This is a genomic window from Vibrio sp. 704, assembly GCF_033339295.1.
Genome location: NZ_JAWOUH010000006.1, coordinates 60,006 through 85,595, shown reverse-complemented (window position 1 = coordinate 85,595; position 25,590 = coordinate 60,006). Strand labels below are relative to the sequence as shown.

The window sequence follows — 25,590 nt, the reverse complement described above, 5'->3', positions numbered from 1 at the left end:
ATACCAGAATGCTTCGGTGGAGCCCAAGAAAACCGAGCATTCTGATGTTCTTTTCGCTTGCGCTGATTTTTGTCTGTTTACTCGTTTGTCGGTGTTTCATGGATAAATGAGTCGTTGTTGTGCCCTTTGGGGCTATTTGGTAAGGAAAGGCTATGTGGGAACAAGGGTTTGTGTTAGCGATTTTGCTTGGCATTATCACTTGCTTGCTTGTCACGAAAATTAAGCCTAGTTACGTCTTTGCGGGTGCCGCTTTTATTGCATTCATGGCTGGGATGATGGATTCAGCCACTATCGCATCCAATTTTACCAACTCTTCATTGTTAACCCTGGTTCTATTGATTCTTGCATCCTGTGCTCTAGAAAAAACACTGCTGATCAGTTGGGTGAGCCGAAGTATCTCTGAGGGTCAGTTAGGCAGCGTGATTGCTAAGCTCGGTGTGTCGACCGCCTTGCTTTCTTCATTTACGAATAATACCGCTGTGGTTGTCTCATTGATTGGGGCGATTAAGCGTAATCAGCAGCATGCACCTTCGAAATTACTTATTCCCTTGTCTTATGCCGCCATTTTTGGTGGCACGTTAACTTTGATTGGTACGTCGACTAACTTAATCATCAACAGCTTTGTCGAAGACGCAGGCTTACCGAGCCTGAGCTTTTTTACACCTACGATGATAGGTTTGGCTGTGCTGGTGGGAGGGATGCTGATTCTTATCCCACTGAGCTACTTGCTACCGAATTATGATGATCAAAGTCAAGAAGATTTACCTTACTTTCTTGAGTCTCGCGTTGAGCCAGGCTCACCGCTAGTTGGGCGTACGATCAGCGAGAATAATTTACGTGCGCTGCGCAAACTGTTTCTTGCAGAAGTGGTGCGCGATGGTGTTACTGTTTCTTCTGTGGGACCGGATTTTGTGCTCAATGCAAAAGACCGCCTGTTATTTTGTGGCGATGTTGAGAGCGTCGCGACCCTGCAAGAAATTCCGGGCCTCAAGTTGTTTGGTCAGCAGCACTTAAATGGGCAAAACTTTATCGAAGTTGTGGTGAGCTCGTCGGCGACATTTTGCTACAAAACCCTCAAAGAGAGCCGATTCCGCGACCGATTCGATGCCGTTGTTGTGGCGATTCGCCGAGGCCACGAACGCCTAGAAGGTGGCTTGGGTAGTATTACCTTAGCGCCTGGGGACACGTTAGTTCTGGTTCCAGGAAAGCGTTTTGAGTCTGAACGCCGAGCTCATCGTAAAGAGTTTGTTTTAGTGCATGACTTGGACTCTAGCGCTCGGCTTGATACGAATAAGTCTTCCATTGTATTACTGGGCTTTGCAGCCGTAATTGGATGCGCTCTATTAGAGTTAGTACCGATTATTAAAGGTCTAGCTGCGTACCTTATCGCGCTTATTGCGTTTGGTATTGTGCAGATTTCAGAACTGCGCCGCCGTTTTCCGATCGATATCGTCGTGATTGTCGGTTCCGCTTTGTCTATTGCTCAACTGATGATCTCTTCTGGATTGTCAGAAAGAATGGGAGTGATGTTTATTGAAGCGTTTAATGGCTGGGGAGTATTTGGTGCCTTGGTGGCGACTTATATCATGACATTGGTACTCACTGAATTGGTGACAAACAATGCCGCGGCTGCGCTTTCTTTTCCTATCGGCTATAGCATGGCGGTGGGTTATGGCGTGGATCCGATGCCATTCATCATGGCGGTTTTGTTCGGCGCGAGTGCGAGCTTTATCTCTCCCTACGGTTACCAAACTAACCTGCTGGTGTACAGCGTAGGAAATTACAAATTGACCGACTACGTGAGAATTGGAGTGCCAATTTCGATTGTGTACTCTGTATTAGTACTTACTTTGATCCCGGTCTTTTTCCCGTTTTAATTCCGATATTTACAAGGATACGTTATGACTGCCGAAACGACGGTAAAAGATGAAAACATTGTTTGGCACCAGCATTCGGTTGATAAACAGTTTCGTGCTGAATTAAAGAAGCAAAAACCTGCCGTATTGTGGTTCACTGGCTTATCTGGAGCGGGTAAATCAACCGTAGCGGGGGCGTTGGAAAATCGCCTTGCAGCATTGGGTTACCACACCTATTTATTGGATGGTGACAATGTACGACATGGTTTGTGTAGCGATTTAGGTTTTTCTGAACAGGACCGTCGCGAGAACATTCGTCGTATTGGTGAACTGGCGAAGTTGATGGCAGATGCGGGTTTAATTGTTCTGTCGGCGTTTATTTCACCGCATCGTGCAGAGCGGAAGTTAGTGCGCGATTTATTGCCAGAAGGCGAGTTTATCGAAGTGTATGTCAATGCATCTCTAGAGGTTTGCGAAGGTCGAGATCCTAAGGGTTTATACCGTAAAGCCCGTGCGGGAGAGATTCCTAATTTCACTGGTATTGATTCGGAATATCAAGCGCCAGAGAACCCTGAAATCGATTTGCCCGCGGGAGAAAAGAGTGTCGATGAGCTGGTGGATTTGTGCTTAATCGATCTTAAACAACGCGGTGTGATCCGATAAAAAAGCATTTAGATCATAGGTGACCTAAAGCTCTTTGAGCAGCTGGAGAAGTATTTGGATCATAGGTGATCAAATGCTTCTCAAGCTGGCTAGACGGTATGATGAACCGTACTTTTAGCTTCACTATGGACACTAAATCTATGATTTAACAGTGCAAGCATTTGATCGTAGTATTCGGCATGTGGTTTGTTTCCGAGCAAGGTACAGAGCTCATTGCCTGTGGGTGTGAAGCGGTAATATAAAAGGCGGACACCTTTACTGTTTACGTTCAGTGACAAGTTTTTACCTTGGTAGGTGAGGACCAACGGTGTTTCGATACTAATTTCGCCAGATTCAAGTTCGGCACTGTGCAGCAGCCCTAATTCAATTAAGAGCAACAAGCTTGAATACGGCAGTTGAAAACTTCCCATATTTAGGCTGTTAGCGACGTCTCGCTTGCCGAAGCTAAATATGCCTCCTTGGGCTTTGTAACCAATCAGCAGTTTTCTGCTGTGATCCCCTCCAAAACTGCACGCTAAAGAGGCGGCTCTTTGCAGAGTTTGTGCTTCCTTTGGTGACATATCCTTGAGGGTTTTCAACGCTTTCATGGACGTTGAACCCGGATTGGTCACTTCACGCTTCATCACTTGAGCCCATAGCTTTTGCATCGCGCTGTTATGGATGTCTTGAGCCATCTCAAAAAATCGATGCAACCAATCTTGGTCTGGCTCTCCCGCTGTCTCATCTCGGCATGAACTGTGCGCTAATTTTAAAATCTGTTCTAAGTTTTTTTGTCGCTGTTCTTGGCGTCGTTGCTCTCGCAATTGGGCTCTTTCAAACGCAGATTTGGCTGGCGGTTCGGTTTGCAGTAAGGCGTCAAGACCGTGTATTTGGGCTATGGTTTTTACCTTACTAGCACTGTCTTTTATGTAGCCTTGTTTCTTTTCTTGTTGCGTATTTTTTTTTGTGTCTGACTGATGTTCGATGACAACAGGTTGCTTTGTCGGGTCTGCCATTCGTTTTCCTACCAAGAACTGCGCGGTTCGCACGTTTAAATTTACACCTTATCTGACCAAGCGACCAGACAGGAGTTCTCAGTTTTTGAACGAATAGGGCTATTCAAAATGATAATGAGTTGTTAAAATTGTTATCGTTATTTTGGAGGGGCTATGAAGTTCTCAGAAGCAGGTAAACTCAAAAAGCACCTGTCGATAGCGTTTCTTTTGGTTATTTATGTGGGCGTGTTAGCGTATTTATCTCGTTATATCGTGTAGCACAAAGCTAAAAAAGGCGCCAGTGTGACGCCTTAGGTGTAGCGAGGCTTATCGACGACTTAAATTACATATCGTCGTAGGCTTCTATTTCTGATCCCTCAATAACGTAAGCCGTTTCTGCCAGTTCGTGGTTTATCGTCTCGGTTTTCAACGTTCCAACCACATATATAACATCCCACAACTCTTGAACAGGCGCGCCTTTCGGAAACTTCACGTAAATGATCTGGTTTGGAGGCGGTGGTGGCACGTGAATACAAGCTCCAAAATATGGCACCAATAAAAATTCGGTGACGGTATCGGCATCACCTTCAAGTGGGATAACAAACCCCGGAATTTTAACTTGGCTTCCGTTCAGTTCTGGTCGAACGTTACCAATCTTGGACTGCTGGGCTGCGCCACCACTGTGATCAGATGCGGGCATGCCTATACTGTCGAACAATTTACGCTCTTTTTCTGGAACAAGGTCAATCCAGTCAAGCTTTAATGGTTCTTCGCTGGCCATAACAGGCGCTGTGAATGCGACGACCAGCAAGCAACTTGCGAGTATTTTTTTCCACATTTTATTAAATCCTTATTGTCATTCCGTCACTCAGTGACTGTCGGTAGGCGCGGAGTGCGGGAATGAAACCAATCACAATACCAGCGCATTGTACGAAACCTAATAGCATCCACTCATAAGTAGATAAGATGCTTAAGGTGAGATGTATTCCATAGTGCTGTTGGATGATCGGCTGCGCGATAGCAAGAATGGCATACAGCCCAGTAACGCCAGTAATAATACCAGCAGCAGTAAGCAAGCTGGCTTCACTAATTAAGAGTGAGAAAACATGACGAGGCCTTGCTCCCATGGCACGCAAAATCGCCATTTCACGGCGGCGTTCCTGTAGGCTAGTTAATAGACTGCTTAACATACCTAACAACCCTGCGATCACGACAAAACCAGATACTGCCATTAGGGCTTGCTCTGCAACCGACATCATTCCCCATAACTCATGCAACGCAACGCCGGGCATAATGGCGCTGAGCGGCTCTTTGGGGTAGGTGTTAATTTGTCTTTGCAGGGCGAAAGTTTGAATACGAGATTTCAAACCAACGAGCATAGCGGTAATTTGTTTGGGCTGAAAGTCTCTGTTTTTGAGATCTTGTGCCTTGGGTGTCGGGCCCAAACGCGCACCACTTTCCCATCCGACGTGAATGGCTTCGATGGCTTCCAATGATACATGGACAGTTTTGTCGACTGGTGTTCCTGTAGGTGCAAGGATACCGACAACTTTAAATGGCAGATTGTCATGACGGCTAAAGCCAACGTCGCTAATGCCGTGGGCAATGATGATTTCGCTACCGATATCATAACCAAGTTGTTTAGCGACATCAGAACCTAGCACGGTTTCAAATAAACCATTGAATTCTCTACCCTTGCCAAATGTTAGTGGTTGCTTACTTCCAAACTTGTAATGCTCAAAGTAACTGTGATTGGTTCCCATAACTCGGAAGCCTTTATGCGAGTCGCCAAGCGAGATTGGAATAGCCCAATCGACTGAACGATGATTGGCAAACTCTTGGTAGCTTTTCCAATCGATGTTGTTGGTCGCATTACCAATACGAAACACAGAATAGAGCAATAGGTTCACTTGCCCAGAGCGTCCACCAATAATGAGGTCTGTGCCTGAAATTGTATTGGCGAAGCTATCCTTGGCTTGAGTTCGGATACGCTCGACGCCCAAGAGGAGTACCACAGAAATCGCAACGGTCATGATGGTTAGAATTGCCGTCGCTTTGCGGTTCATCAAGCTTTTCCAGGCGAGCTTTACAACAGCACTCATGATATGGCTCCTAGGCTAGATACTTGATTAATGTCGGGTAGATTGAGCGTGCGATCGAATAAGGGTTCGAGTGTTGGGTCGTGGCTAACGAATACCAGTGTGGCATTGGCTTGATTCGCTTGCTCCATAAGGAGCTCAATAAATGCTTTACGATTGTCATAGTCTAAAGCTGAGGTTGGTTCGTCAGCGATCACTAACTCTGGATGTCCTATCAGAGCTCGAGCCGCAGCCACACGTTGTTGTTGACCAATACTCAATTCAGAGACAGGGCGTGTATGAAGCTCGTTTGGCAAGTGCAGTCGTTCTAGTAGGGCCTGAGCCTGTTCATCTAACGTTTGAGATGAGGCACCTAAATGGGCACGGTCACGTCGTATTTTACTGAACTGACATGGCAATAGTACGTTTTCAAGTACGTTAAGGTACGGCAATAAATTGAACTGTTGAAAGATGTAGCCAATATGATTGGCGCGAAAGCGGTCTCTCTGACTGGCACTTAAACTAGCAAGGTCAGTATCGAGTACAGATAGAGAGCCTGAAGTTAATGTGTTAATCCCCGTCAACAAAGCGAGCAAGGTCGATTTACCGCAGCCACTTGGACCTTTGATAAACACATGCTCGCCTTGTGTAATGTGTAATTTGGGGATGTGGATGGTTGGGTTGGTTGAACCGGGCCAGAAAAATTGGGCATCCTCTAGCTCGACAACATTTGGTGTGGTTTCAGTCATATTAAATCACCAAAGCTGTGGCGTGTAAGTGGGTACTTACACGCCACTCGTGTTATTTGATTACGATTTGGGTGTTATCTTTGCTTAATTTAATTGCTGATTGCATGGTATCAGTGAATATATTGACGCTGATGGACTCTGTAGTTGGGAATTGGTTAAACCAATCGGTTTGGATTTGGCTAAGCTGATTAACTTGTTCGCAATTGAAGCGATATTGCACCGAAAATTCACCGTGACCGCCATGATCGTGCGCCTCATCATGATCGTCATGGTGGTCATGTTTATCATGATGTTCATTATGATCATGGTGTTCGTGTCCTTCATGATCGTGATGTGCATGGTCATCATGGTCGTGCTCACTATGATCATGTTCCTCATGAGTTTCGCTTAGGTTGTGGCTCACGTAAGCTTCTTCAACATTACAATCAGCTTGTGAGTTAATAGCGAACAATGCGTTGCTGTCTTCGAGTGTAGCGACGGCTTGTTTAAGCGCTTGCTCTTGTTGTGCGTTTTCTGGAGCATGTTCGAAACCCACAACATCAGCTCCAGGAGCTGTGATCTCTACTAACAGATCTTTGCCATCTTGGGCGATATTAAACTCGACGTGACCATGCACATGAGCACCATGCTGGCGGTATTCGTTTGCATTCGCTGCTGTCGATAAAGTGAGGCCAATAGCAAGGGCTAAAACGTGTTTTGATGACATTGTATTTTTCCTAATTTTACTGGCATTAACCAAAGGCGGTATTGCTCAGATTCGAGTTTCACTAAGTTATTGTTCCCTGACACACTAGGTGCGGAAATGAACTCAATAATTTTGAGTGTGGAATAGTTTGGAAATTAAGCAAAATAAGGAGGGGCACGAGCAGCGCCAAGAACTTCTTCGCCGTACACGAGATGCAAAAAAACATGATGATGCTGGGCGCGCGTAAAAGTCGGTGTAGAGAGGGTAGGTTGTACCTTTGCTATACCGTGCTGAACACCAGAAAATAATTGGCAATGATGATGGGTATGATGGTCGGGCGTCAGATCGACTTGATGAAGTACAACCGCAAAGTTCCAAGCGATCAGCAACGCAACACTGAAAAATAAAGCAGTGCGATACCAATATCTTAGTGTTTTTTGCTGGTGGTGGTACATCTGAGCTCCTCTTACCGACTGTTATAATATAACACCCATAATGAATAAAAGTTCACTCTTTTGTTGGCTAGCAGAAAAATTTAACTCCACACATACGTGCCGAAAAATATTGGTAATACTCTCTGATGGAAGTGTCGCACTTATAAAGAGCAGAGTTATCACTGCCCATGCTTCTAATCAAATTCATATAGCTCCTTACAACAAGAGCAAGGAGCCATTCAATGAAGCTAGATGTTCTGTTTAATAAGCTCAATGACTTTTGTTATCTCATCTTGCTCAAGTGCGCCCTCTTTGACGAACAGAATTTTGCCCGTTTTGTCTTGAACAATAATGGCCGAACTTTCTTCTTTCAGGTCCCAAGTATTAGCAACTACGCCATTTTCATCAAGAACCATGGATGACCAAGGAAACTCTTTTTTACTGTCTTGAGCTGAAGACTTCACGAAAGAGCCTGTCCCCCAAATTGCATCATCTTGGTTGATGATAGTCGTCGTCTGGTAGCTTTCTTGTGGAAAATTTGCCGCTGTTATTGCTGACATTAAAGGGGCATTCATCTCTTTTGAACTGCTACGGCCTGCAATGGCTTGAATGACACGAACTTTGCCTTGCATATGTTGAGTTGCCCAGGGTTGGTATGCAACGCCTTCGCCTTGTAAAACAATCTCGCCGTAAGCGGCAACATTGACAGGAGGAACGCTTTTTCCCACGGACAAGTTGTGTGCAAAGGTCAAGCTTGGCGTTAAGGCCAGTAATAGAGGTAGGAGAGTCTTAGTTTTCATATTGTTATATTCCGTACGAGGTTTGGAAGCTTCCAGTATATATCCAGATCCTAGAAATTTGTAGGACCGTTGATAACATTTATTTAACGTATGGAGTGGTGTAATCTTGCGTTATATTTAGAATTTGCTAAAATGAGTTCCGTCGCAAATTGCGCATTAAGATTGCAGAGGAAAAATAAGCAATCCGTGTTTTCTCAAAGGAATTGAGGTGAGTTATGCTACGTGAGTTTGCTGTATATCGACCATTACAAGTGGCCCGTTTTGTTAAAACGTTGTTCAAAGGTCAATTTTTTATTGTTGGGGTTGGCTGTTTTCAGTTCGACAATGGCAAAGTGTTACTACCTGACGTCAACGATCATAAAAGGCTCACCATCTTTAAAGAAGTCAACCAAGTGATAGCATCATTATCGGCTTAGTTAGCTTGGTACCCACTTAGATTTAGAAAAGAGCGACCATATCGGTCGCTCTTTTTGTTGCTGGTTAGGTTTATCCTTGGAGGCTTGGTGGGAAGCAAACTCCCGTTCCTCCGATGCCACAGTAACCATCAGGGTTTTTCGCCAAATATTGCTGGTGGTAGGTTTCCGCAAAGTAATACGGACCTGCTGGTTGTATTTCGGTGGTGATGTTCGCGCGTTGCTCTTCTTGCAGTGCTTGTTGATACAAGAGTTTCGATTTCTCTGCGCTCTCGAGCTGCTCCGTCGAATAAGTGTAAATTGCTGAACGATATTGAGTACCTAAGTCGTTACCTTGACGCATTCCCTGAGTTGGGTCGTGTTTTTCCCAAAAAACAGCCAGTAGCTTTTCTAATGAGATGACGCGTTCATCGAAAACGACTCGTACGACTTCTGTATGACCCGTTTTACCTGTACAGACCTCTTCATAGGTGGGATTGGGTGTGTACCCCCCAGCGTAACCGACCGAAGTAGATACAACGCCGTCGAGTTGCCAAAATACGCGCTCAGCGCCCCAAAAACAGCCCATTCCGAGCAAAATCTGCTGTTGGTGTGACGCCAGAGGCGCCTTTAGGTTAGATTTATTTACAAAATGATGATCGTCAATCTGCATTGGTTGATCTCTACCTGGCAAGGCATCTTCTATACTGATCAATGTTTGTTTGTTGAGCATGGTATTTGTCCTTCAATACGTGTCTTAAATTTGCGAACTTTTTCATTTCGTCTGTATCTGATGCTGTGATGACATAGACCGCGTTAAACCTATTAATATTACAGACTTAGAATCTAATTGGCGTTATCATTATTTACGTTTACTTAACCTCATTCAGCCATAAAAGCATGATAAAAAAAGCTCTCCCCACCATTGTTGGCCTGTTTGCCTTTTCTCATGGTGCCTATGCCGATGTTTCTTTGACTTTGAAAGGCATTGATGGCGCTTTAGAAGAGAATGTCAGTGCGTATCTATCATCTATTCCAGAGAAGGATTACTCCACTTCTCTGCGTTTTCAAGCGAGATTAGATCAAAGTATCACTGAAGCGCTTAACGCGCTTGGGTATTATCATGCAAAAATTTCATACTCTATTCCTGAAGCGAATGATGAGTTAATTGTGCTCATCAAGCCGGGCTTGCCAGTGAAAGTGAAAGTCATGGATGTGGTCATCACTGGAGAGGCCAAGGACGATGAAGAGTTTGCAAAACTTATTGAGCGCTCTCCGCTCAAAGTTGGCCAAGTTTTGAATCAAGGCCAATACGACACCCTTAAGTCAGGCATTCGTAACTTGGCGCTTCAGCGTGGTTACTTCAATGGTGAGTTTACGCTAAGTCGATTAGAGGTTATCCCTGATCTGAACGAAGCTAATGTCCGTTTGCACTACAGCAGTAGAATACGTTTCAATTTTGGCGACGTTTCTTTTATTGGCAACCACATCTGGGAAGACCGTGTCGCATCACTACAACCTTTTAAAGAAGGGGACCCATACAACGTTTCGAAGCTGGGCGAGTTTAACCAGAAGCTATCAAATACGGAGTGGTTTTCCTCAGTTTTTGTTGAGCCTGAATTGGATAGGCTTGATGATGGCCGAGACTTGCCAATTAAAGTGTCTTTATCTCCTGCTTCGAAGAATCAGATCGAGACGGGTATTGGTTACTCAACGGATGTCGGCGTTCGAGGAACGTTGAAGTGGAAGAAACCTTGGGTGAGCTCCCGAGGACACAGTTTCAACACCGCTTTATCCCTATCTAAGCCAGAGCAAACCGTGACTGCTTCTTACAAAATTCCTTTAGAAGATGTCGCTAACGATTATTATCAAGTTCAATATGGGCTTAAAAACCTAGACAACCGTGACACGCAGAGTATCGAGTCTAACCTTGCAGTGGAGCGTCATTGGTTAGCAGACGGTGGTTGGCATAATACCGTTTATGTTCGTCATTTGTACGAGAGCTTTACGCAAGGTTTACAAGATGATGAATTCAACTTCGTACTTCCAGGTGCGACATTTTCTCGGACTAGGGTTCGAGGGGGCAATATGCCAATGTGGGGAGACAAGCAAAGCATCACTATTGAGTATGGTGATACCGCTATGCTTTCTGAAACTAGAGTGCTCCGCTTAATTGGCTCGACTTCTTGGATTCGTGGTATTGGAGAGAATCATCGTGGTTTGTTCCGCTTAGAAGGTGGTGCGAATATTACCGATGAACTTGAAAAACTATCACCGTCGCTGCGTTTCTTCGCTGGTGGTGACAATAATATTCGTGGTTACGGCTATGAATCTATTTCACCTGTGGATGAGAGTGGCGCCCTGACGGGGGGTAAATACATTGTTAGCAGTACATTAGAATACCAATATCGTGTTTATGGAAACTGGTGGGCTGCAACGTTTTACGATATTGGTGATGCGTTTAATGAAACACCAGATTGGAAATCAGGTGCTGGTGTTGGTATCCGCTGGGCGTCTCCGGTGGGCCCTGTTAGTTTTGATTTTGCATGGGGGTTGGATGCAAAACCAGAACGAGAGTTTCGTATCCACTTCTCATTGGGGCCTGAGCTATGATCAAAATGATGTTTAAGTGGACCAAATGGCTGTCGCTCAGTTTGATTGGTCTATTGCTGTTGCTCATCATTATTGTCGCGACAGTTTTATTTACCCACCCAGGCCTCAAATTTGCCTTGTGGGGAGCCGAAAAAGCACTACCACAATTGCAGATTGAAAAAGTGCAGGGTTCATTGTTTCCTCGCTTCGAACTGCATAACGTCAGTTTTTTCGATGAGTCTTTGAATATCGACGCCAAAGTCGAGCGTTTAGCATTGGCAGTGAACTTCCGCTGTTTCTTTGACCCTAAGGTCTGTGTCGATGAGTTAAGACTGCAGGGGCTTGACTTTAAGATGCCAGAGCTACCGCCAGCAAGCGAGGAGCAAGAGGAAACACCACCACTGCGTTCTATCAGTACGCCAGTGCCAATTTTTGTTAATAAAGTCAGCTTTAATGACATCAATGTCAATGTGCTGGGCAATCAAATTGATTGGCAAACATTCTCGACAGCTTTGTCGATGCAGGGTGATCGTTTGGTGATCGCACCTACCGCGTTGAAAGACATTAATGTGGCTTTAGCACCAAGTGAGGCTGAACCTGAAGCGGCTGCCGAGGAGCCGAAAGAAACTGACGTTACGCCGCAAGATATTGTGTTACCCGAAGTATGGATTCCACTGACGGTTGAAGCGCGTCGTCTTGATATTCACAATTTCAAACTGGCAGGTGGAACGCCAGTGATCGTCAATCATCTTGGTTTGGTTGCAAGAGCAGGCGGTGAGCGTGTTGATGTCAAAACATTAGAGCTCGACATGCCAGAAGTGGAAGGCAAGTTGAGCACACAAGTGACGCTTTCTTCTGATTACCCTATCAAAGCGCAACTGGACGCGTTAGTGAAGCAAGCGGATGCGAAGGGACAAAAACTGTCGCTTTCGGTCTCGGGTTCGGTTGGTGATTTGTCACTAAATGCTACGCTTTCTGAGCTTGTACAAGCGGAGATCAAAGGTGATATTCAACCGCTTAAAACGCAGTTACCGTTTGATGTCGCGATTAAAAATGTACAGGCGCAATGGCCGCTATTTGGACAAAGCGATTACCAGGTTTCTGTACCAAGCTTGGCGGCAAAAGGCTCACTTGATGGCTACGAAGTCGCATTAGAAACCAAAGCGTCAGGCAAAGATATTCCCGCCGTTGATGTCGCACTAAACGGCAAAGGTACGTTAGAGCAAATTGACCTCGAAAGCCTTGTAGTGAAAACCCTGGGAGGCGAACTCTCTGGGAAAGTCATGGCCAATTGGGCCGCGCCAATCAACTGGCAAGCTGACTTAAACCTGAAAAACATTCAACCAGGATTGCAGTGGAAAGAAGCCGAAGGGGATATCAGCGGTAATCTTTCGACTTCGGGGTCGTTAACAGAACAAGGCGGTTGGCAAGTCAGTTTGCCTAAGTTAGACATTGACGGCATTTTGCGAGGGTATCCGCTGAATGTTGAAGGGCAACTTGAAGCGTCTGATAAAAACGGCAAAGGCGAAGACATCCAACTTACCACTCAGGGTTTGGCGCTTTCTCATGGTCCAAACCAACTCAGTGCAAAGGGTAAGATAGATAAGCAAATTCTGATGGATGTTGAGGTTAACTTCCCTGATTTTGCGAAAAGTGTTCCGGACCTTGCAGGTAAGATGCAAGGTAAAGTCGCACTACGTGGTAGCTTGAAAGAACCAGACATCAATCTTGATCTCGCTTTAAATCAGATTAACTGGCAGCAACAGGCGAACGTAGAAACGATCACCTTAAAGGGTGATGTGAAGCCTCTGCCAGCACCAAAAGCGAACATAAGCCTTATTGCGAACAACATTACCTATGACGACATAAAAGTTGATAGTGCTGACCTTGAAGTCTCTGGGGATGAAAAACTGCATCAACTGACGCTCGATGTAGTGTCTGACCTGGTGTCGACCAGTTTAGAAATTGAAGGGACATTCCAGCAGAAACCAGAAATGATTTGGGATGGGGCGCTGCGCCGCTTGACGCTGAGCTCGCAACAAGGCCCGTGGGCGTTGCAAAAATCGACCGCGGTGAAGGTCAATATCGACAAACAGATCGCGAACGTTCAAGCGCATTGTTGGTTGCAAGCGGAGTCGAGCGTATGTCTAACCGAAGACATTAGTGTCGGTAAGAGTGGCCAGGCGAAGTTAGCCATCAATGATTTTGATTTTGACCAAATCAAACAATTCCTGCCGCCAGAAACCAAGCTGCAAGGCTCGGTTAATGCACAGGCTTTTGCTAAATGGGCACCAGAGAAAAAGCCTGAAGTAACCTTAAGTGTCAATATGCCAAAAGGCCAAGTTGAACAAGCGCTTGAACAGCCAATTAAAGTCGGTTGGGAAAGCTTCAACTTTAAAGCAGCATTAGCGAAAGACAAGCTTGATGCCGAGTGGCTATTTGATGTGAAAGATAACGGCGACTTGTCTGGTAAGGTTTCTTTACTGAATGTCTCGACTGAAAAGCCCACTATTGATGGTAAGGTTTCACTCTCTACGTTCCACTTGGATTTCTTGGCACCGTTGATTGGTGAGTACAGCTTGTTTAAAGCAAACATGAATACTGACCTAGCGATATCAGGTGACGTCATGCATCCGAAGGTTAATGGTCAGTTCTTGATTGACCAAATGAAGCTACAGGGTGAAGTCACACCGATAGATATAAACTCAGGGCAGGTCGTCATCAACTTTAAAGGCCATCAAGCGGACTTGGATGCCGGAATTTTAACCCCGGATGGTGAGTTGAACGTTACCGGTGATGCCGACTGGCAGGACTTACAGAACTGGCGCACTAAAGCGCGTGTATTTGCTAAAGAGCTCAATGTTGATTTGCCTCCAATGGTAAAAATCAAAGTTGAGCCTGACATGACAATAGATGTGACTCCTCAGCTTGCGAAAATTGAGGGTGATATTAATTTGCCATGGGGCAGAATTGTCGTCGAAGAGCTTCCACCAAGTGCGGTAGGTGTATCGAGTGATACCGTTATTCTCGATAAAAACTTGCAGCCAGTGGACGATGTCGCTGCGATGCCGTTTGATGTGGAAACGAACATCAACATTAAAATTGGTGATGACTTCCAACTTGCCGCTTTTGGTTTAAAAGGTGGGTTGAAAGGGAACCTAAACGTGACACAAAAAGACAAAGGTCCTTTCATCGTTGGTGAAGTGAATGTTGTCGACGGTTCTTATCGTTCGTTTGGTCAGGACTTATTGATTAAAGAAGGTAAGATTCTGATGAATGGTCCACCAGATCAACCTTACTTGTCTATCAAAGCGATTCGTAATCCAGACAATACCCAAGATGATGTCATTGCGGGGGTACAAGTGTCGGGCCCAGCATCTGATCCGAGTATAGAAATTTTCTCAGAGCCCGCGATGAACCAAGCCAATGCACTTTCTTATCTACTTCGTGGTCAAGATATTGATGGTGAAGCCGGTGGTAATGCAATGACGACTACCTTAATTGGTTTAAGCTTGGCGAAGAGTGGTCGTGTGGTTGGTGAAATCGGTGAAGCCTTTGGCGTACAGGATTTACAGCTGGACACTGCTGGGTCGGGCGATGATTCGCAAGTGACGGTGAGTGGTTATATTCTGCCTGGTTTGCAGGTGAAATATGGTGTCGGCATCTTTAACTCCCTAGGTGAGTTCACTGTGCGTTACCGATTGATGCAAGACTTGTATTTAGAAGCGGTATCTGGTGTAGATAGCGCCGTTGACCTACTCTATCAGTTTGAGTTCGATTAAAGTGCTTTAACCTAAGCATACACAGTCATGACTAAGGAGTGGTTATGCAGCATTTGATTTTTGTCTACGGCACGTTACGCAAGGGAGAGTACAACCATCAGTATTTGCGCTCGGCGCAGTTTCTTGGTTTACATGAAACGGATGCTCAATTTGCAATGTATGACTTAGGCCCTTATCCAGCGTTGTCTGTTGGGCAACGCTCGATTCAAGGTGAAGTGTATCTGATTGATGATGAAACCTTATCTGAGCTAGATAGGTTAGAAGATGTGCCAGTGGAATATCGCCGAGAGAGCATCGTTACGCCTTTTGGCCAAGCTTGGATCTACTTATATCAAGATACTGAGCAGTTAACCGAAGAAATCGCTTCCGGAGATTGGTGTCAAAAGGTGTGAGCTATACTGACATTATCAATAGCAACGAGCTAAACACTAAGGAGTCACGATGAAAACATTCGTAATTGGAGTAATGGCGTTGCTTCTTGCTGCATGTGCACAAACAACACTACCGACTTCGAATAATGTGACCGATTGGCAAGTGTTTGGTAAGCAGTCAGCTTTAGATGGATTACGGGAGTTATCTGAGGAGCGAATTGCGAAGCTGGATGATGTTAACCATGCGACGCCAGAACTGATAATGGCTTATCAAGCGGGTTACCAGCAAGGTAAACAAGAGTATTGCGAGCAAAGTGCTTATATGCTCGGTGTTATCGGGCGTCCGTATTTTGGCATTTGTGATGATGTTGACCCCTTCTTTCAACATGACTACGACGCTGGACGAATGTCTTCAGCAGGCGCACCTATCTAGTTGACACAGGTAAGATGAAAGCAAAAGAGCTGCCCTAGAGCAGCTCTTTTTAATTTTGTATCAGCAGTGATGCTTATTTTTTCTGAGCGCGCTCGTAAGATTCTAGGATCTCAGCTTTAGCGGCAGCAACATCTGCCCAACCATCCACTTTCACCCATTTGCCTGCTTCAAGCTCTTTGTAACGCTCAAAGAATTGCGTGATCTGCGCTTTCAGTAGTTCTGGAATATCGTCCACATCTTGGATGTGCTCGTACTCTTTCGAGATTTTTGAGTGGGGAACCGCAAACACTTTTGCATCTTCACCCGATTCATCTGTCATCTTCAAAACGCCAACAGGACGGCAGCGAATGACTGAACCTGGCATGAGTGGGTATGGTGTTGGTACCAATACGTCGACTGGGTCGCCATCAAGAGACAGGGTATTGTTCACATAGCCATAGTTGCATGGGTAGAACATTGGTGCAGACATGAAACGGTCGACAAATACAGCACCAGAGTCTTTATCTACTTCGTACTTGATTGGATCTGCATTTGCAGGAATTTCGATAACGACATAGATATCTTCAGGCAGCGACTTGCCTGCTGGTACATGGTTTAAGCTCATTAGAATATTCCTTTTCATTAACGATGAGTCACACAAAAGCGGCTTCATCTGATGATAAATTCGCGTTTCACTTTAGCGACAAAAACGCGGCAGGTAAACACCTGCCGCGTTGGACAAAGGTCTGAAATTATTCTTCGTCGCGGTGCAGTTCAAGGAACTCTTCAACTTTGCGAACCATGTTCTTCGAACCCACAAAGAAAGGTACACGCTGGTGCAACTCAGTAGGCTTGATGTCCATAATGCGATTCACGCCGTCCGATGCAATGCCGCCAGCTTGCTCAATGAGGAATGCCATAGGGTTACATTCGTAAAGCAGGCGTAGCTTGCCTTGTGGGTGGCTTTGTGTGCTTGGGTAAAGGTAGATACCACCTTTCAGTAGGTTGCGGTGGAAATCAGCAACCAGCGAGCCAATGTAGCGAGAAGTGTATGGGCGACCGTCTTCTGGCACGTTTTCTTGGCAGTACTTGATGTACTTCTTCACCCCTTGAGGGAAACGAATGTAATTACCTTCGTTGATGGAGTAGATCTTACCATCATCAGGAATCATCATGTTTTCATGAGAAAGACAGAAGCTGCCGATAGATGGGTCGTAAGTAAAGCCGTTTACGCCGTTACCAGTTGTGTATACCAACATGGTGGAGGAGCCGTAAATCACGTAGCCCGCAGCCACTTGCTTGTGACCAGGTTGTAGGAAGTCTTCTTCAGTTGGTGGAGTACCGATTGGAGAAACACGACGGTAAATCGAGAAGATAGTACCAACAGAGACGTTCACATCGATGTTAGAAGAACCATCAAGTGGGTCCATCAGTACTACATATTTGGCGTTTTGGTTGAGTTCTTTATTGAACGCAACTGCTTCGTCTTCTTCTTCACTGGCAACGCCACACACTTGATCACGAGCTTCAAGCGCGGCTTTGAACTTATCGTTCGCGTAAACATCGAGCTTTTGCTGATCTTCACCTTGGACATTTTCCGTGCCTACAGCACCAGTGATATCACCGAGACCCGCTGCGTTGATTTCGCGGTTAACGATTTTTGCAGCTAAACGAATGGAGGCTAAAAGGGATGATAGATCACCGCTAGCGTGGGGGAAATCCGCTTGTTTTTCGACAATGAACTCGCCTAGGGTGCGCAGTCCTGACATGGTTAATCCTTACATTTTCATTTCATTGGGGGTAGTGCGCAAGTGAGCATCTCTTTATGGATGTTAAACGATTGCGCTGGATGTAAGTTTAAGTCGCAGATCTTTTTAATGGTAATGAAGTAACTGTTTGAGATCTCAATTTATTTGTAGACTTGTTTGAGGGATTCATCAGTAAGCAAGAGGTTGTACAGTCTGTGTTCAACCTTGTCATATTTGTGAAAGGGACTGCAAGAAGAAGGCTAAAGTCACTCGCTTTTCAGGCGGTAATCGCGATAATGAAAGCATTAAAAAACGCATTACAAGGTTTAGTTTATGCACATTCATATCTTGGGTATCTGTGGCACATTTATGGGCGGCGCAGCGATTCTAGCGCGCCAATTAGGACATAAAGTCACTGGTTCTGATGCCAACGTTTATCCGCCAATGAGCACACTGCTTGAGTCTCAAGGTATTGAAATTATTGAAGGCTTTGACCCGTCTCAACTCGACCCTCAACCAGATCTTGTGGTGATTGGTAATGCGATGAGCCGTGGCAACCCTTGTGTCGAGCATGTGCTCAACACTAACATGCGTTACACCTCTGGCCCGCAGTGGCTCAACGAGTTTTTGCTGCATGATCGTTGGGTATTGGCGGTATCGGGTACACATGGGAAAACGACCACGTCGAGCATGCTTGCTTGGATACTTGAAGATTGTGGTTATCAACCGGGTTTCTTAGTCGGTGGGGTACTCGGTAACTTCGGAGTGTCTGCTCGTTTGGGTGAAAGTATGTTTTTTGTCGTTGAAGCGGACGAATATGACAGTGCTTTTTTCGATAAGCGTTCTAAGTTTGTGCATTACCATCCTCGCACTTTAATCATGAACAATCTTGAGTTTGATCATGCTGATATCTTCGATGATCTAGAAGCGATCAAGCACCAATTCCATCATTTAGTGCGAACTGTACCGGGCAATGGATTGATCTTAGCGCCGAGAAAAGATCAGGCGTTAGCGGATGTATTAGAGCGTGGCTGCTGGACTGAAAAACAGTTCTCTGGTGAGAATGGTGGCTGGCAAGCGCACAAATTAGTGCTTGATGGCTCAAAATTTGACGTTGCGTTGCAAGGCGAGAAGGTTGGTACCGTCGAATGGAATTTGGTGGGTGACCACAATGTGGATAATGCGCTGATGGCAATCGCTGCTGCACGACATGTTGGAGTCACTCCGGATCTTGCTTGCCAAGCATTAGGGCGTTTCATCAATACCAAGCGCCGTTTAGAGCTGAAAGGTGAAGAACAAGGTGTGACGGTTTACGATGATTTTGCGCATCACCCAACGGCAATTGAACTTACTGTCGGTGGTTTGCGTAACAAGGTAGGTGAAAAACGCATCCTAGCTGTGTTAGAGCCGCGTTCTGCCACCATGAAGCGTGGCGTACACAAAAACACACTTGCAGAGTCACTACACAGTGCAGATGAAGTCTTCTTGTTCCAGCCAGATAATATCGAGTGGTCTGTGCAAGACATTGCCGACCAATGCAAACAGCCAGCGTTTGTCGATGTGGATATAGATAACTTTGTAGCCAAGATCGTCGAACGTGCGCGAGCAGGTGACCAAATTCTAGTCATGAGTAATGGTGGCTTCGGTGGTATTCACGGAAAACTTCTTGAGCAGTTAAAACAAAAAGCCTGATTGATATGCAAAACAAAACACAACCCTCTCACAAAAAAGCCATCACGTTGGCATTAACGGGGGCTTCTGGTGCTCCCTACGGCCTTCGTCTTTTAGAATGCTTGGTTGCGGCGGATTATCATGTCTACGTTCTGATTTCTTCGGCAGCTCGTGTTGTGATGGCAACCGAGCATAATCTTAAGCTGCCAAGTGGCCCAGAAGCAGCACAGCAAGCATTAGTAGAGCACCTGAACTGCAATCCAAATAACATCACCGTTTGCGGTAAAGACGATTGGTTCTCGCCGGTTGCGTCTGGTTCTGCTGCACCCAAGCAAATGGTGGTTTGCCCATGCTCTGCGGGAAGCGTTGCGGCCATAGCACACGGTATGTCGGACAACTTGATCGAACGGGCCGCTGATGTAGTAATGAAAGAGCGCGGGCAGCTGTTGCTCGTGGTTCGTGAAACGCCATTTTCAACGCTACATCTGGAGAACATGCACAAGCTATCGCAAATGGGCGTCACCATCATGCCAGCGGCCCCGGGCTTCTACCATCAGCCAAAGAGCATTGAAGACTTAGTGGATTTTATGGTGGCGAGAATTCTCGACCACTTAGGTATTGAGCAAGGTTTGGTGCCTCGTTGGGGCTATGACCAGCGCTCGTGAGCTGATTGTGTAACCACTCAAATACCTTTACAATCCATCCAACTCATCGGGGAGCAAACCCATTTTGCATTGAGTCAATCAATGCATTTGGGCGCTGAGACCTAAGTGCTTTACTAGGGACCCGTATTACCTGAACCAGATAATGCTGGCGTAGGAATTGAGTCTGGATATTGGAAATCCTTAATAGCCGCCTCAAACCCTGTGCCGCTCAACTTATTTCTCTGAAATACTCATGGAGAGCGAGCAGTGAAAACCACTCTAAATCTGATTGCCTTAGCTGCAATCACCTCTACTTCAGCGTTTGCCGCTGAAAACACATTAACCATCTATACCTACGACTCTTTTGCCGCAGATTGGGGGCCGGGTCCTAAAATCGAGCAAGCTTTTGAAGCAAAATGTGGCTGTGACGTTAACTTCGTGGCATTAGACGATGGTGTGTCGATCCTGAATCGTCTTCGTCTTGAAGGCGGTAATAGCAAAGCCGACATCGTGTTAGGTTTGGATAACAATCTGATGGCAGAAGCGAAGAAAACCGGTCTGCTTGCCGAGCACAATGTGGATACGGCTAACACAGTGTTACCAAACGGTTGGAGTGACACGACGTTTGTACCGTACGATTACGGCTACTTCGCGTTTGTGTACAACAAAGAGAAACTGGCTAATCCGCCGAAAAGCATGAAAGAGCTGGTGGAAACGCGCGACGATCTGAAAGTGATTTACCAAGATCCGCGGACTTCAACGCCGGGCCAAGGCTTAATGCTATGGATGAAATCTATTTATGGCGACGATGTGACGCAAGCGTGGCAGAAGCTAGCGAGCAAAACCGTAACGGTCACGAAAGGTTGGTCTGAGGCGTATTCTATGTTCCTCAATGGTGAGTCCGATTTAGTGCTTTCTTACACCACTTCACCTGCGTACCACTTAATTGCGGAAAACGATTCGAAGTTTGCTACGGCGAGTTTTGCTGAAGGCCACTACATGCAAGTTGAAGTCGCCGCCAAAGTGAAAGGGGCAAAAAATTCAGAACTTGCTGATCAATTTATGAGTTTCATTTTAAGTGATGAGTTCCAATCGGCGATGCCAACGGGTAACTGGATGTACCCAGTCACTGACGTTGAGTTACCTAAAGGTTTTGAAACTTTGAGTGTTCCAAGCAAGTCGTTGAGCTTTAGTGCTGATGAAGTGGCAAAAATGCGTAAGTCTTGGATTCGCGAATGGCAAAGCGCATTGACGTTTTAGCTGACGTTTCCACCCTCATCTGAATGAGATAGGTTTTACCTTTGAATTCTGTTCCAAAAATAGGTTTAGGGGTCGCGATGATCATCGCGACCTTTGTTATTTCTGCCCTAGGTGCTTTGATTGTTCAAGCCCCTTCACTTGATGTGTCTGTGGTATGGGGCGACCCGTACTATCAACATGTCACCAAGTTCAGCTTTTACCAAGCTTTTCTTTCCACATTGCTCAGTGTTGGCTTTGCCATTCCAGTAGCGCACGCACTTTCGCGTCGCCAATTTATTGGTAAATCATTACTGCTTAAGCTATTTGCATCGACACTGGTTTTGCCGGTTTTGGTTGGTGTTTTTGGGCTGTTAGCGATTTATGGCAACAGTGGTTTGTTGGCGCAGTGGTTGCAAAGTTTCGACACTAAACTGCCATTCTCTATTTACGGTTTGAACGGCATTTTACTCGCCCATGTGTTCTTTAATTTACCTTACGCGGCGCGATTGCTTCTGCAAGCCTTGGAGTCTATTCCTGCCGAGCAGCATAAGCTTTGCGCGCATCTTGGGATGAGCCATTGGAATAAGTTTCGCTGGGTAGAATGGCCGCGTTTAATGCAGCAGCTTCCCCACGTTTGTGGGTTGGTGTTTATGTTGTGCTTTACCAGCTTTGCTACTGTAATGGCGTTGGGGGGCGGGCCAAAATCCACCACTATTGAGCTAGCCATCTATCAAGCGATTAAGTTTGATTTTGATTTACAAGCTGGTGCGTTATTAGCGTTGTGGCAGATGCTGTTATGTGGACTGCTTGCTATTGGTGTGCAGAAGTTAACAAAGCCTGTTGCTATCAGTGCTGGCAGCACATCGGTACAGCAATTTTTAACGAAGGATCATGGGTGGTCAAAAGCTTGGGATAGCTTTTGGATCATAGGTGCCTTTTTACTGGTAATACCGCCGTTATTGATGGTGTTACTGAGTGGCATCAACCAACAAGTTTGGACAGTATTAACCGATGAGCGTTTTTGGTTTGCGCTATTGAACTCCCTCAAAGTCGCCTGTGTCGCTAGCGCGCTTGCGGTCGCTGCAGGGGTGTCCATACTATTGACCAGTCGCCGTTGGCGGTTGCAGTACAAAAACACGCGAGCCGATCAAATAGAGTTAATCGGCACCATTATTTTGGTGACTCCAGGTCTGGTGATTAGCACCGGTTTATTCTTACTACTGCGCGCATTTACCGATGTTTTTAGCTTGGCATTTTTTGTCGTGATTTTGGTGAACGGTTTGATGGCTTTGCCTTACGTGATCAAAACGCTAGCGCAGCCAATGTTGCACATTGAACAACAGTATCAGTATGTATGTGCCAGCTTAGGCATGCGTGGCTGGCAACGGTTTAAAGTGGTGGAGTGGCAGGCGCTACGCAAGCCGTTTGCACATGCGTTTGCGATCAGCTTTATGTTTGCGATTGGCGATTTAAGTGCTATTGCGTTGTTTGGCGGACAAGAGTTCCGCACTTTACCTCTGTATTTATTCCAGCTGCTTGGCAGCTATCAGATGGACGCGGCTGCGGTGGTATCGGTGACCTTATTGTTGTTGAGTGTGGGCTGTTTTGCCTTGATTGAGAAAGTATTGAAAACGAAGGAGAGAGCGTAATGTTAGTGTTGGATGATGTGCAGTACACCTACCAACGTGAACTGTTTCGTTTTGACTTAACGATTGAGCAAGGACAGATTGTGTCGCTGATGGGACCAAGTGGGGCAGGGAAGTCAACCTTGCTGGCGTTGGTGGCAGGATTCATCCATCCTGACCGTGGTGATATTTGTGTTGATGGTGAGTCCATTGTGCGTAAAGAGCCTTATCTGCGTCCGTTCTCTATGTTGTTCCAAGAGCACAATTTGTTTGCTCACTTATCGGTGCGTGACAACATCGGTTTGGGCTTACACCCAGGGCTAAAGCTTACGGTGGACCAAAATCGTCAGATTGAACAAGCCGCGCAGCAAGTTGGTGTTGCAGAGTACCTCGACCGTTTGCCAGAGCATCTTTCTGGTGGCCAGCGTCAACGTGTTGCCTTAGCGCGTTGTTTTGTTCAGCCTCATCCCATGTGGCTATTGGATGAGCCGTTCTCGGCGCTTGATCCGGTGTTGCGTGAAGAGATGCTGAGCTTGGTAAAAAAACTCGCAGCAGAGCGGGGAATAACCGTATTGATGGTCACGCACCATTTAAGCGATGCCAAAGCGATTGCCAGCCACTTTGTGTTTGTGGCAGATGGTAAAGTGGAAGCCGCGGGTGATATGTCTGCATTGAGTGAACAGCATGCTAGTGAGAAGCTTGCGGCATTTATCCGAGCCGCATGCTAGTGCCTGATAGTTGCTAGGTTATGCTTCTCCGCAACACAAACCATGCCGAGGTCCAAATTCAAATTGAGATCTTAAGCTCATGATATGGTCAATCATTGCTTGTACACGCCGTGGGCGGTTTGCTCCAGGACGATAGACTAAATAAATAGGCATTGGTACCGTGTGCCATTGCGGTAACACTCTGACTAAGGTGCCACTTTCTAGCTCTTGCGTCATGTTCTGCACAGGTAAGTTAGCGATGCCTAGTCCTTTAAGTGCGCCTTTCAATATTGCTTCTACAGTTGTACTTGAGAAGTTACTGGTTATTGAAACATTGACGGTATTATCGTGTGAGATCAGCGTCCAAGGCCCTATTTCTGAAACATATTGATACCTCAAACAGTTGTGTTTTGTCAGATCTTCTGGCGTTTCAGGTACGCCGAACTCAGCTAAATACTCAGGGCTAGCAGCCAGGACTCGAGTGGTATAGCCTAATTTTTTTGCGATCAATCGATCATCAACTATCTGACCGACTCGAATTGCCATATCAAAGCCGTGTGAAAACAGATCAACAAAATCGTTCGATGCTTCTAACGCAATTTGTACTTTTGGCCATTGTTTTAAAAATGGCAAAAAGATGTGCTCCGCCATATACGCATCCAACGCTGGTGGCGCGGAAATCCGCAGCCGGCCTTGGATCTGTTGTTCCATCTCCTGAACGTCATGGCCAATTGAGTGGAATTCCTCAACTAAGCTTGCAGCACGCTCTAAAACCATTTGGCCAGCTTCGGTGATCACTAACTTTCGGGTTGTGCGCTCTAGGAGTTTGGCTTCAAAGTGTTGTTCGAGTTTGGTTATGGCTTTGCTAACAGTAGATTTTGGTAGGTTTAACTCCAGCGCGCACTTGGTTAAGCTCAGTAGTCGACAGCTTGTGACAAAGATAGAAAGCGTTCTAAAGTCAATTGTTTCTAAATTGCGAACAATCACTTTCAATTATCCATATTGTTTCAATATTAATCTGATTATAGTCTGGCATCTCATCCTTAGCCATCAAGTTATTGTCATTTGAGGTAAACAACATGTCCAACTCTGTAGACTTATTTTCTCCTATCGAACTCGGTCAATTAGCATTAGATAACCGTGCCATTATGGCGCCTTTAACGCGAGCTCGTGCTGGTGCGGACCATATTCCTAATGACCTTATGGTTGAATACTACGCTCAACGTGCGAGTGCCGGACTTATCATTGCTGAATGCACCATGGTGATGGAAGGTACGTCTGCTTTCATGGCAGAGCCGGGCATTTACAGCGAAGAGCAAATCGCAGCTTGGAAAAAGGTAACGGATGCGGTTCATGAGAGAGGCGGTAAGATTGTACTGCAAATTTGGCATGCGGGACGAGCTTGTCATCCTGATCTGAATGAAGGAAAAACACCTGTAGCGGCGAGCGCATTGGCCATTCGTGATGAATTAGTCCATACCCCTTCGGGTAAGCAAGCATATACGGTACCACGAGCACTCGAAGTGGATGAGATAGCTTCCATTGTTGCGGCGTTTAAACAAGGTGCAGAAAACGCCAAGAAAGCCGGCTTTGATGGGGTCGAGATACATGGCGCCAATGGTTATCTTATTGATAACTTCCTTCGTGACGGTTCAAATTTACGTACCGATGAATACGGTGGCTCGGTTGAAAATCGTGCTCGATTTTTACTTGAGATAGTGAAAGAAGTCGTTGAAGTATGGGGACCTGGAAGAGTCGGTCTGCGCACATCTCCGCTAAATGGATTTAATGACATGAAAGACAGTGATCCAGTTGGCTTGGTGCGTTACTTAGCAGAGCAACTTAATTCTTTCGATCTTGCTTATTGGCACGTGATGCGTGCGGATCTGAAAGGCGTACAAAAAGCAGATGTTCTCAAGCCAGCACGCGAAAACTATCAAGGTCACTTAATGGCGAACGTGGGCTACAGTGCACAAGAAGCGGCAACAGCAATTGCAGAAAACAAAGTTGATGTGGTCGCATTTGGCGTTCCCTTTATCGCAAACCCAGATTTAGTTGAGCGATTTAAGAAAAATGCACCTCTTAATGAGGCGAAACCAGAACACTTTTATTTGGGTGGAGCAGAAGGTTATACCGATTACCCAATGATGGCATAACCCTTACTTGTT

General features: G+C 45.8%; 24 protein-coding genes and 1 riboswitch. Of the genes, 13 read left to right on the top strand and 11 right to left on the bottom strand.

Annotated features, from left to right (window positions below; all coding sequences use genetic code 11):
- The first annotated feature begins 152 nt into the window (after positions 1-152).
- On the top strand, positions 153-1,877 hold the full coding sequence (locus R7R24_RS11020) for an SLC13 family permease (protein WP_047101907.1): 1,725 nt from the start codon (positions 153-155) through the stop codon (positions 1,875-1,877).
- A 24-nt stretch (positions 1,878-1,901) separates the two neighbouring features.
- A complete protein-coding gene (cysC, locus tag R7R24_RS11015; protein ID WP_005379598.1) occupies positions 1,902-2,519 on the top strand; it encodes an adenylyl-sulfate kinase in 618 nt (205 codons plus the stop codon).
- An 89-nt stretch (positions 2,520-2,608) separates the two neighbouring features.
- Here cysC and R7R24_RS11010 read toward each other — a convergent pair whose 3' ends face one another.
- The 7 genes from R7R24_RS11010 to R7R24_RS10980 all read right to left on the bottom strand — a co-directional run bounded on the left by R7R24_RS11010 (position 2,609) and on the right by R7R24_RS10980 (position 8,239).
- A complete protein-coding gene (locus tag R7R24_RS11010; RefSeq protein WP_005379599.1) occupies positions 2,609-3,514 on the bottom strand; it encodes a TIGR03899 family protein in 906 nt (301 codons plus the stop codon).
- Between the two features lie 322 nt (positions 3,515-3,836).
- On the bottom strand, positions 3,837-4,331 hold the full coding sequence (locus R7R24_RS11005; protein WP_005379600.1) for a DUF3299 domain-containing protein: 495 nt from the start codon (positions 4,329-4,331) through the stop codon (positions 3,837-3,839).
- Between the two features lie 4 nt (positions 4,332-4,335).
- Entirely contained in the window at positions 4,336-5,595 is a 1,260-nt protein-coding gene (locus R7R24_RS11000; protein ID WP_053306844.1) for an ABC transporter permease, read from the bottom strand.
- Positions 5,592-6,320: an ABC transporter ATP-binding protein gene (locus tag R7R24_RS10995; protein WP_025768356.1), complete on the bottom strand. Its 729-nt coding sequence runs from the start codon at positions 6,318-6,320 to the stop codon at positions 5,592-5,594. The genes R7R24_RS11000 and R7R24_RS10995 overlap by 4 nt, the downstream gene beginning before the upstream one ends.
- Before the next feature lie 52 nt (positions 6,321-6,372).
- Positions 6,373-7,026, bottom strand: a complete 654-nt coding sequence (zrgA, locus tag R7R24_RS10990; RefSeq protein WP_025768357.1) for a zinc uptake protein ZrgA — start codon at positions 7,024-7,026, stop codon at positions 6,373-6,375.
- Between the two features lie 134 nt (positions 7,027-7,160).
- Positions 7,161-7,460 carry a DUF2607 family protein gene (locus tag R7R24_RS10985; RefSeq protein WP_005379608.1) on the bottom strand — a complete coding sequence of 100 codons (300 nt, stop codon included), beginning with the start codon at positions 7,458-7,460 and terminating at the stop codon, positions 7,161-7,163.
- 227 nt (positions 7,461-7,687) lie between these two features.
- Positions 7,688-8,239: a YtfJ family protein gene (locus R7R24_RS10980; protein ID WP_005379610.1), complete on the bottom strand. Its 552-nt coding sequence runs from the start codon at positions 8,237-8,239 to the stop codon at positions 7,688-7,690.
- Between the two features lie 215 nt (positions 8,240-8,454).
- On the opposite strand from R7R24_RS10980, the gene R7R24_RS10975 reads away from it, so the two are divergent.
- Positions 8,455-8,655, top strand: coding sequence for a DUF1107 domain-containing protein (locus R7R24_RS10975; RefSeq protein WP_005379612.1), 201 nt, complete (start codon positions 8,455-8,457; stop codon positions 8,653-8,655).
- Positions 8,656-8,725: 70 nt separating this feature from the next.
- Here the strand turns inward: R7R24_RS10975 and msrA are convergent, their stop codons facing one another.
- Positions 8,726-9,364, bottom strand: coding sequence for a peptide-methionine (S)-S-oxide reductase MsrA (gene msrA / locus R7R24_RS10970; protein ID WP_005379620.1), 639 nt, complete (start codon positions 9,362-9,364; stop codon positions 8,726-8,728).
- Between the two features lie 167 nt (positions 9,365-9,531).
- Here msrA and R7R24_RS10965 point away from each other — a divergent pair, with 167 nt between their 5' ends.
- Genes R7R24_RS10965 through R7R24_RS10950 form a run of 4 tightly spaced genes read left to right on the top strand, consistent with a single transcriptional unit; the run spans position 9,532 to position 15,809 of the window.
- Positions 9,532-11,244, top strand: a complete 1,713-nt coding sequence (locus tag R7R24_RS10965; protein WP_318119494.1) for an autotransporter assembly complex family protein — start codon at positions 9,532-9,534, stop codon at positions 11,242-11,244.
- Positions 11,241-15,005, top strand: a complete 3,765-nt coding sequence (locus R7R24_RS10960; protein WP_054579270.1) for a translocation/assembly module TamB domain-containing protein — start codon at positions 11,241-11,243, stop codon at positions 15,003-15,005. Before R7R24_RS10965 ends, R7R24_RS10960 begins: the two co-directional genes overlap by 4 nt.
- Before the next feature lie 44 nt (positions 15,006-15,049).
- Entirely contained in the window at positions 15,050-15,397 is a 348-nt protein-coding gene (locus tag R7R24_RS10955; protein ID WP_025768359.1) for a gamma-glutamylcyclotransferase, read from the top strand.
- 49 nt (positions 15,398-15,446) lie between these two features.
- Entirely contained in the window at positions 15,447-15,809 is a 363-nt protein-coding gene (locus tag R7R24_RS10950; RefSeq protein WP_025768360.1) for a DUF2799 domain-containing protein, read from the top strand.
- Positions 15,810-15,882: 73 nt separating this feature from the next.
- Here R7R24_RS10950 and ppa read toward each other — a convergent pair whose 3' ends face one another.
- Positions 15,883-16,413, bottom strand: coding sequence for an inorganic diphosphatase (gene ppa, locus R7R24_RS10945; RefSeq protein ID WP_005379635.1), 531 nt, complete (start codon positions 16,411-16,413; stop codon positions 15,883-15,885).
- 127 nt (positions 16,414-16,540) lie between these two features.
- A complete protein-coding gene (gene fbp, locus R7R24_RS10940; protein WP_005383114.1) occupies positions 16,541-17,557 on the bottom strand; it encodes a class 1 fructose-bisphosphatase in 1,017 nt (338 codons plus the stop codon).
- Positions 17,558-17,869: 312 nt separating this feature from the next.
- Between fbp and mpl the strand changes: the two genes are divergently transcribed.
- The 5 genes from mpl to thiQ all read left to right on the top strand — a co-directional run bounded on the left by mpl (position 17,870) and on the right by thiQ (position 23,443).
- Entirely contained in the window at positions 17,870-19,228 is a 1,359-nt protein-coding gene (gene mpl, locus R7R24_RS10935; protein WP_025768361.1) for a UDP-N-acetylmuramate:L-alanyl-gamma-D-glutamyl-meso-diaminopimelate ligase, read from the top strand.
- A 5-nt stretch (positions 19,229-19,233) separates the two neighbouring features.
- Positions 19,234-19,872: a flavin prenyltransferase UbiX gene (locus R7R24_RS10930; protein ID WP_025768362.1), complete on the top strand. Its 639-nt coding sequence runs from the start codon at positions 19,234-19,236 to the stop codon at positions 19,870-19,872.
- A gap of 37 nt (positions 19,873-19,909) precedes the next feature.
- Positions 19,910-20,046, top strand: a riboswitch (TPP riboswitch).
- 72 nt (positions 20,047-20,118) lie between these two features.
- The gene (gene thiB / locus R7R24_RS10925; protein WP_025768363.1) at positions 20,119-21,111 is read left to right on the top strand and encodes a thiamine ABC transporter substrate binding subunit; all 993 of its coding nucleotides are present in this window, start codon (positions 20,119-20,121) and stop codon (positions 21,109-21,111) included.
- Between the two features lie 77 nt (positions 21,112-21,188).
- The gene (thiP, locus tag R7R24_RS10920) at positions 21,189-22,739 is read left to right on the top strand and encodes a thiamine/thiamine pyrophosphate ABC transporter permease ThiP (RefSeq protein ID WP_025768364.1); all 1,551 of its coding nucleotides are present in this window, start codon (positions 21,189-21,191) and stop codon (positions 22,737-22,739) included.
- The gene (gene thiQ / locus R7R24_RS10915) at positions 22,739-23,443 is read left to right on the top strand and encodes a thiamine ABC transporter ATP-binding protein (protein WP_005379648.1); all 705 of its coding nucleotides are present in this window, start codon (positions 22,739-22,741) and stop codon (positions 23,441-23,443) included. The genes thiP and thiQ overlap by 1 nt, the downstream gene beginning before the upstream one ends.
- 18 nt (positions 23,444-23,461) lie before the next feature.
- Here thiQ and R7R24_RS10910 read toward each other — a convergent pair whose 3' ends face one another.
- On the bottom strand, positions 23,462-24,409 hold the full coding sequence (locus R7R24_RS10910; protein WP_005379650.1) for a LysR family transcriptional regulator: 948 nt from the start codon (positions 24,407-24,409) through the stop codon (positions 23,462-23,464).
- A gap of 92 nt (positions 24,410-24,501) precedes the next feature.
- On the opposite strand from R7R24_RS10910, the gene R7R24_RS10905 reads away from it, so the two are divergent.
- Positions 24,502-25,578 (top strand): alkene reductase, encoded by a 1,077-nt coding sequence (locus tag R7R24_RS10905; RefSeq protein WP_186584484.1) that lies wholly within the window; start codon positions 24,502-24,504, stop codon positions 25,576-25,578.
- Positions 25,579-25,590 lie beyond the last annotated feature (12 nt).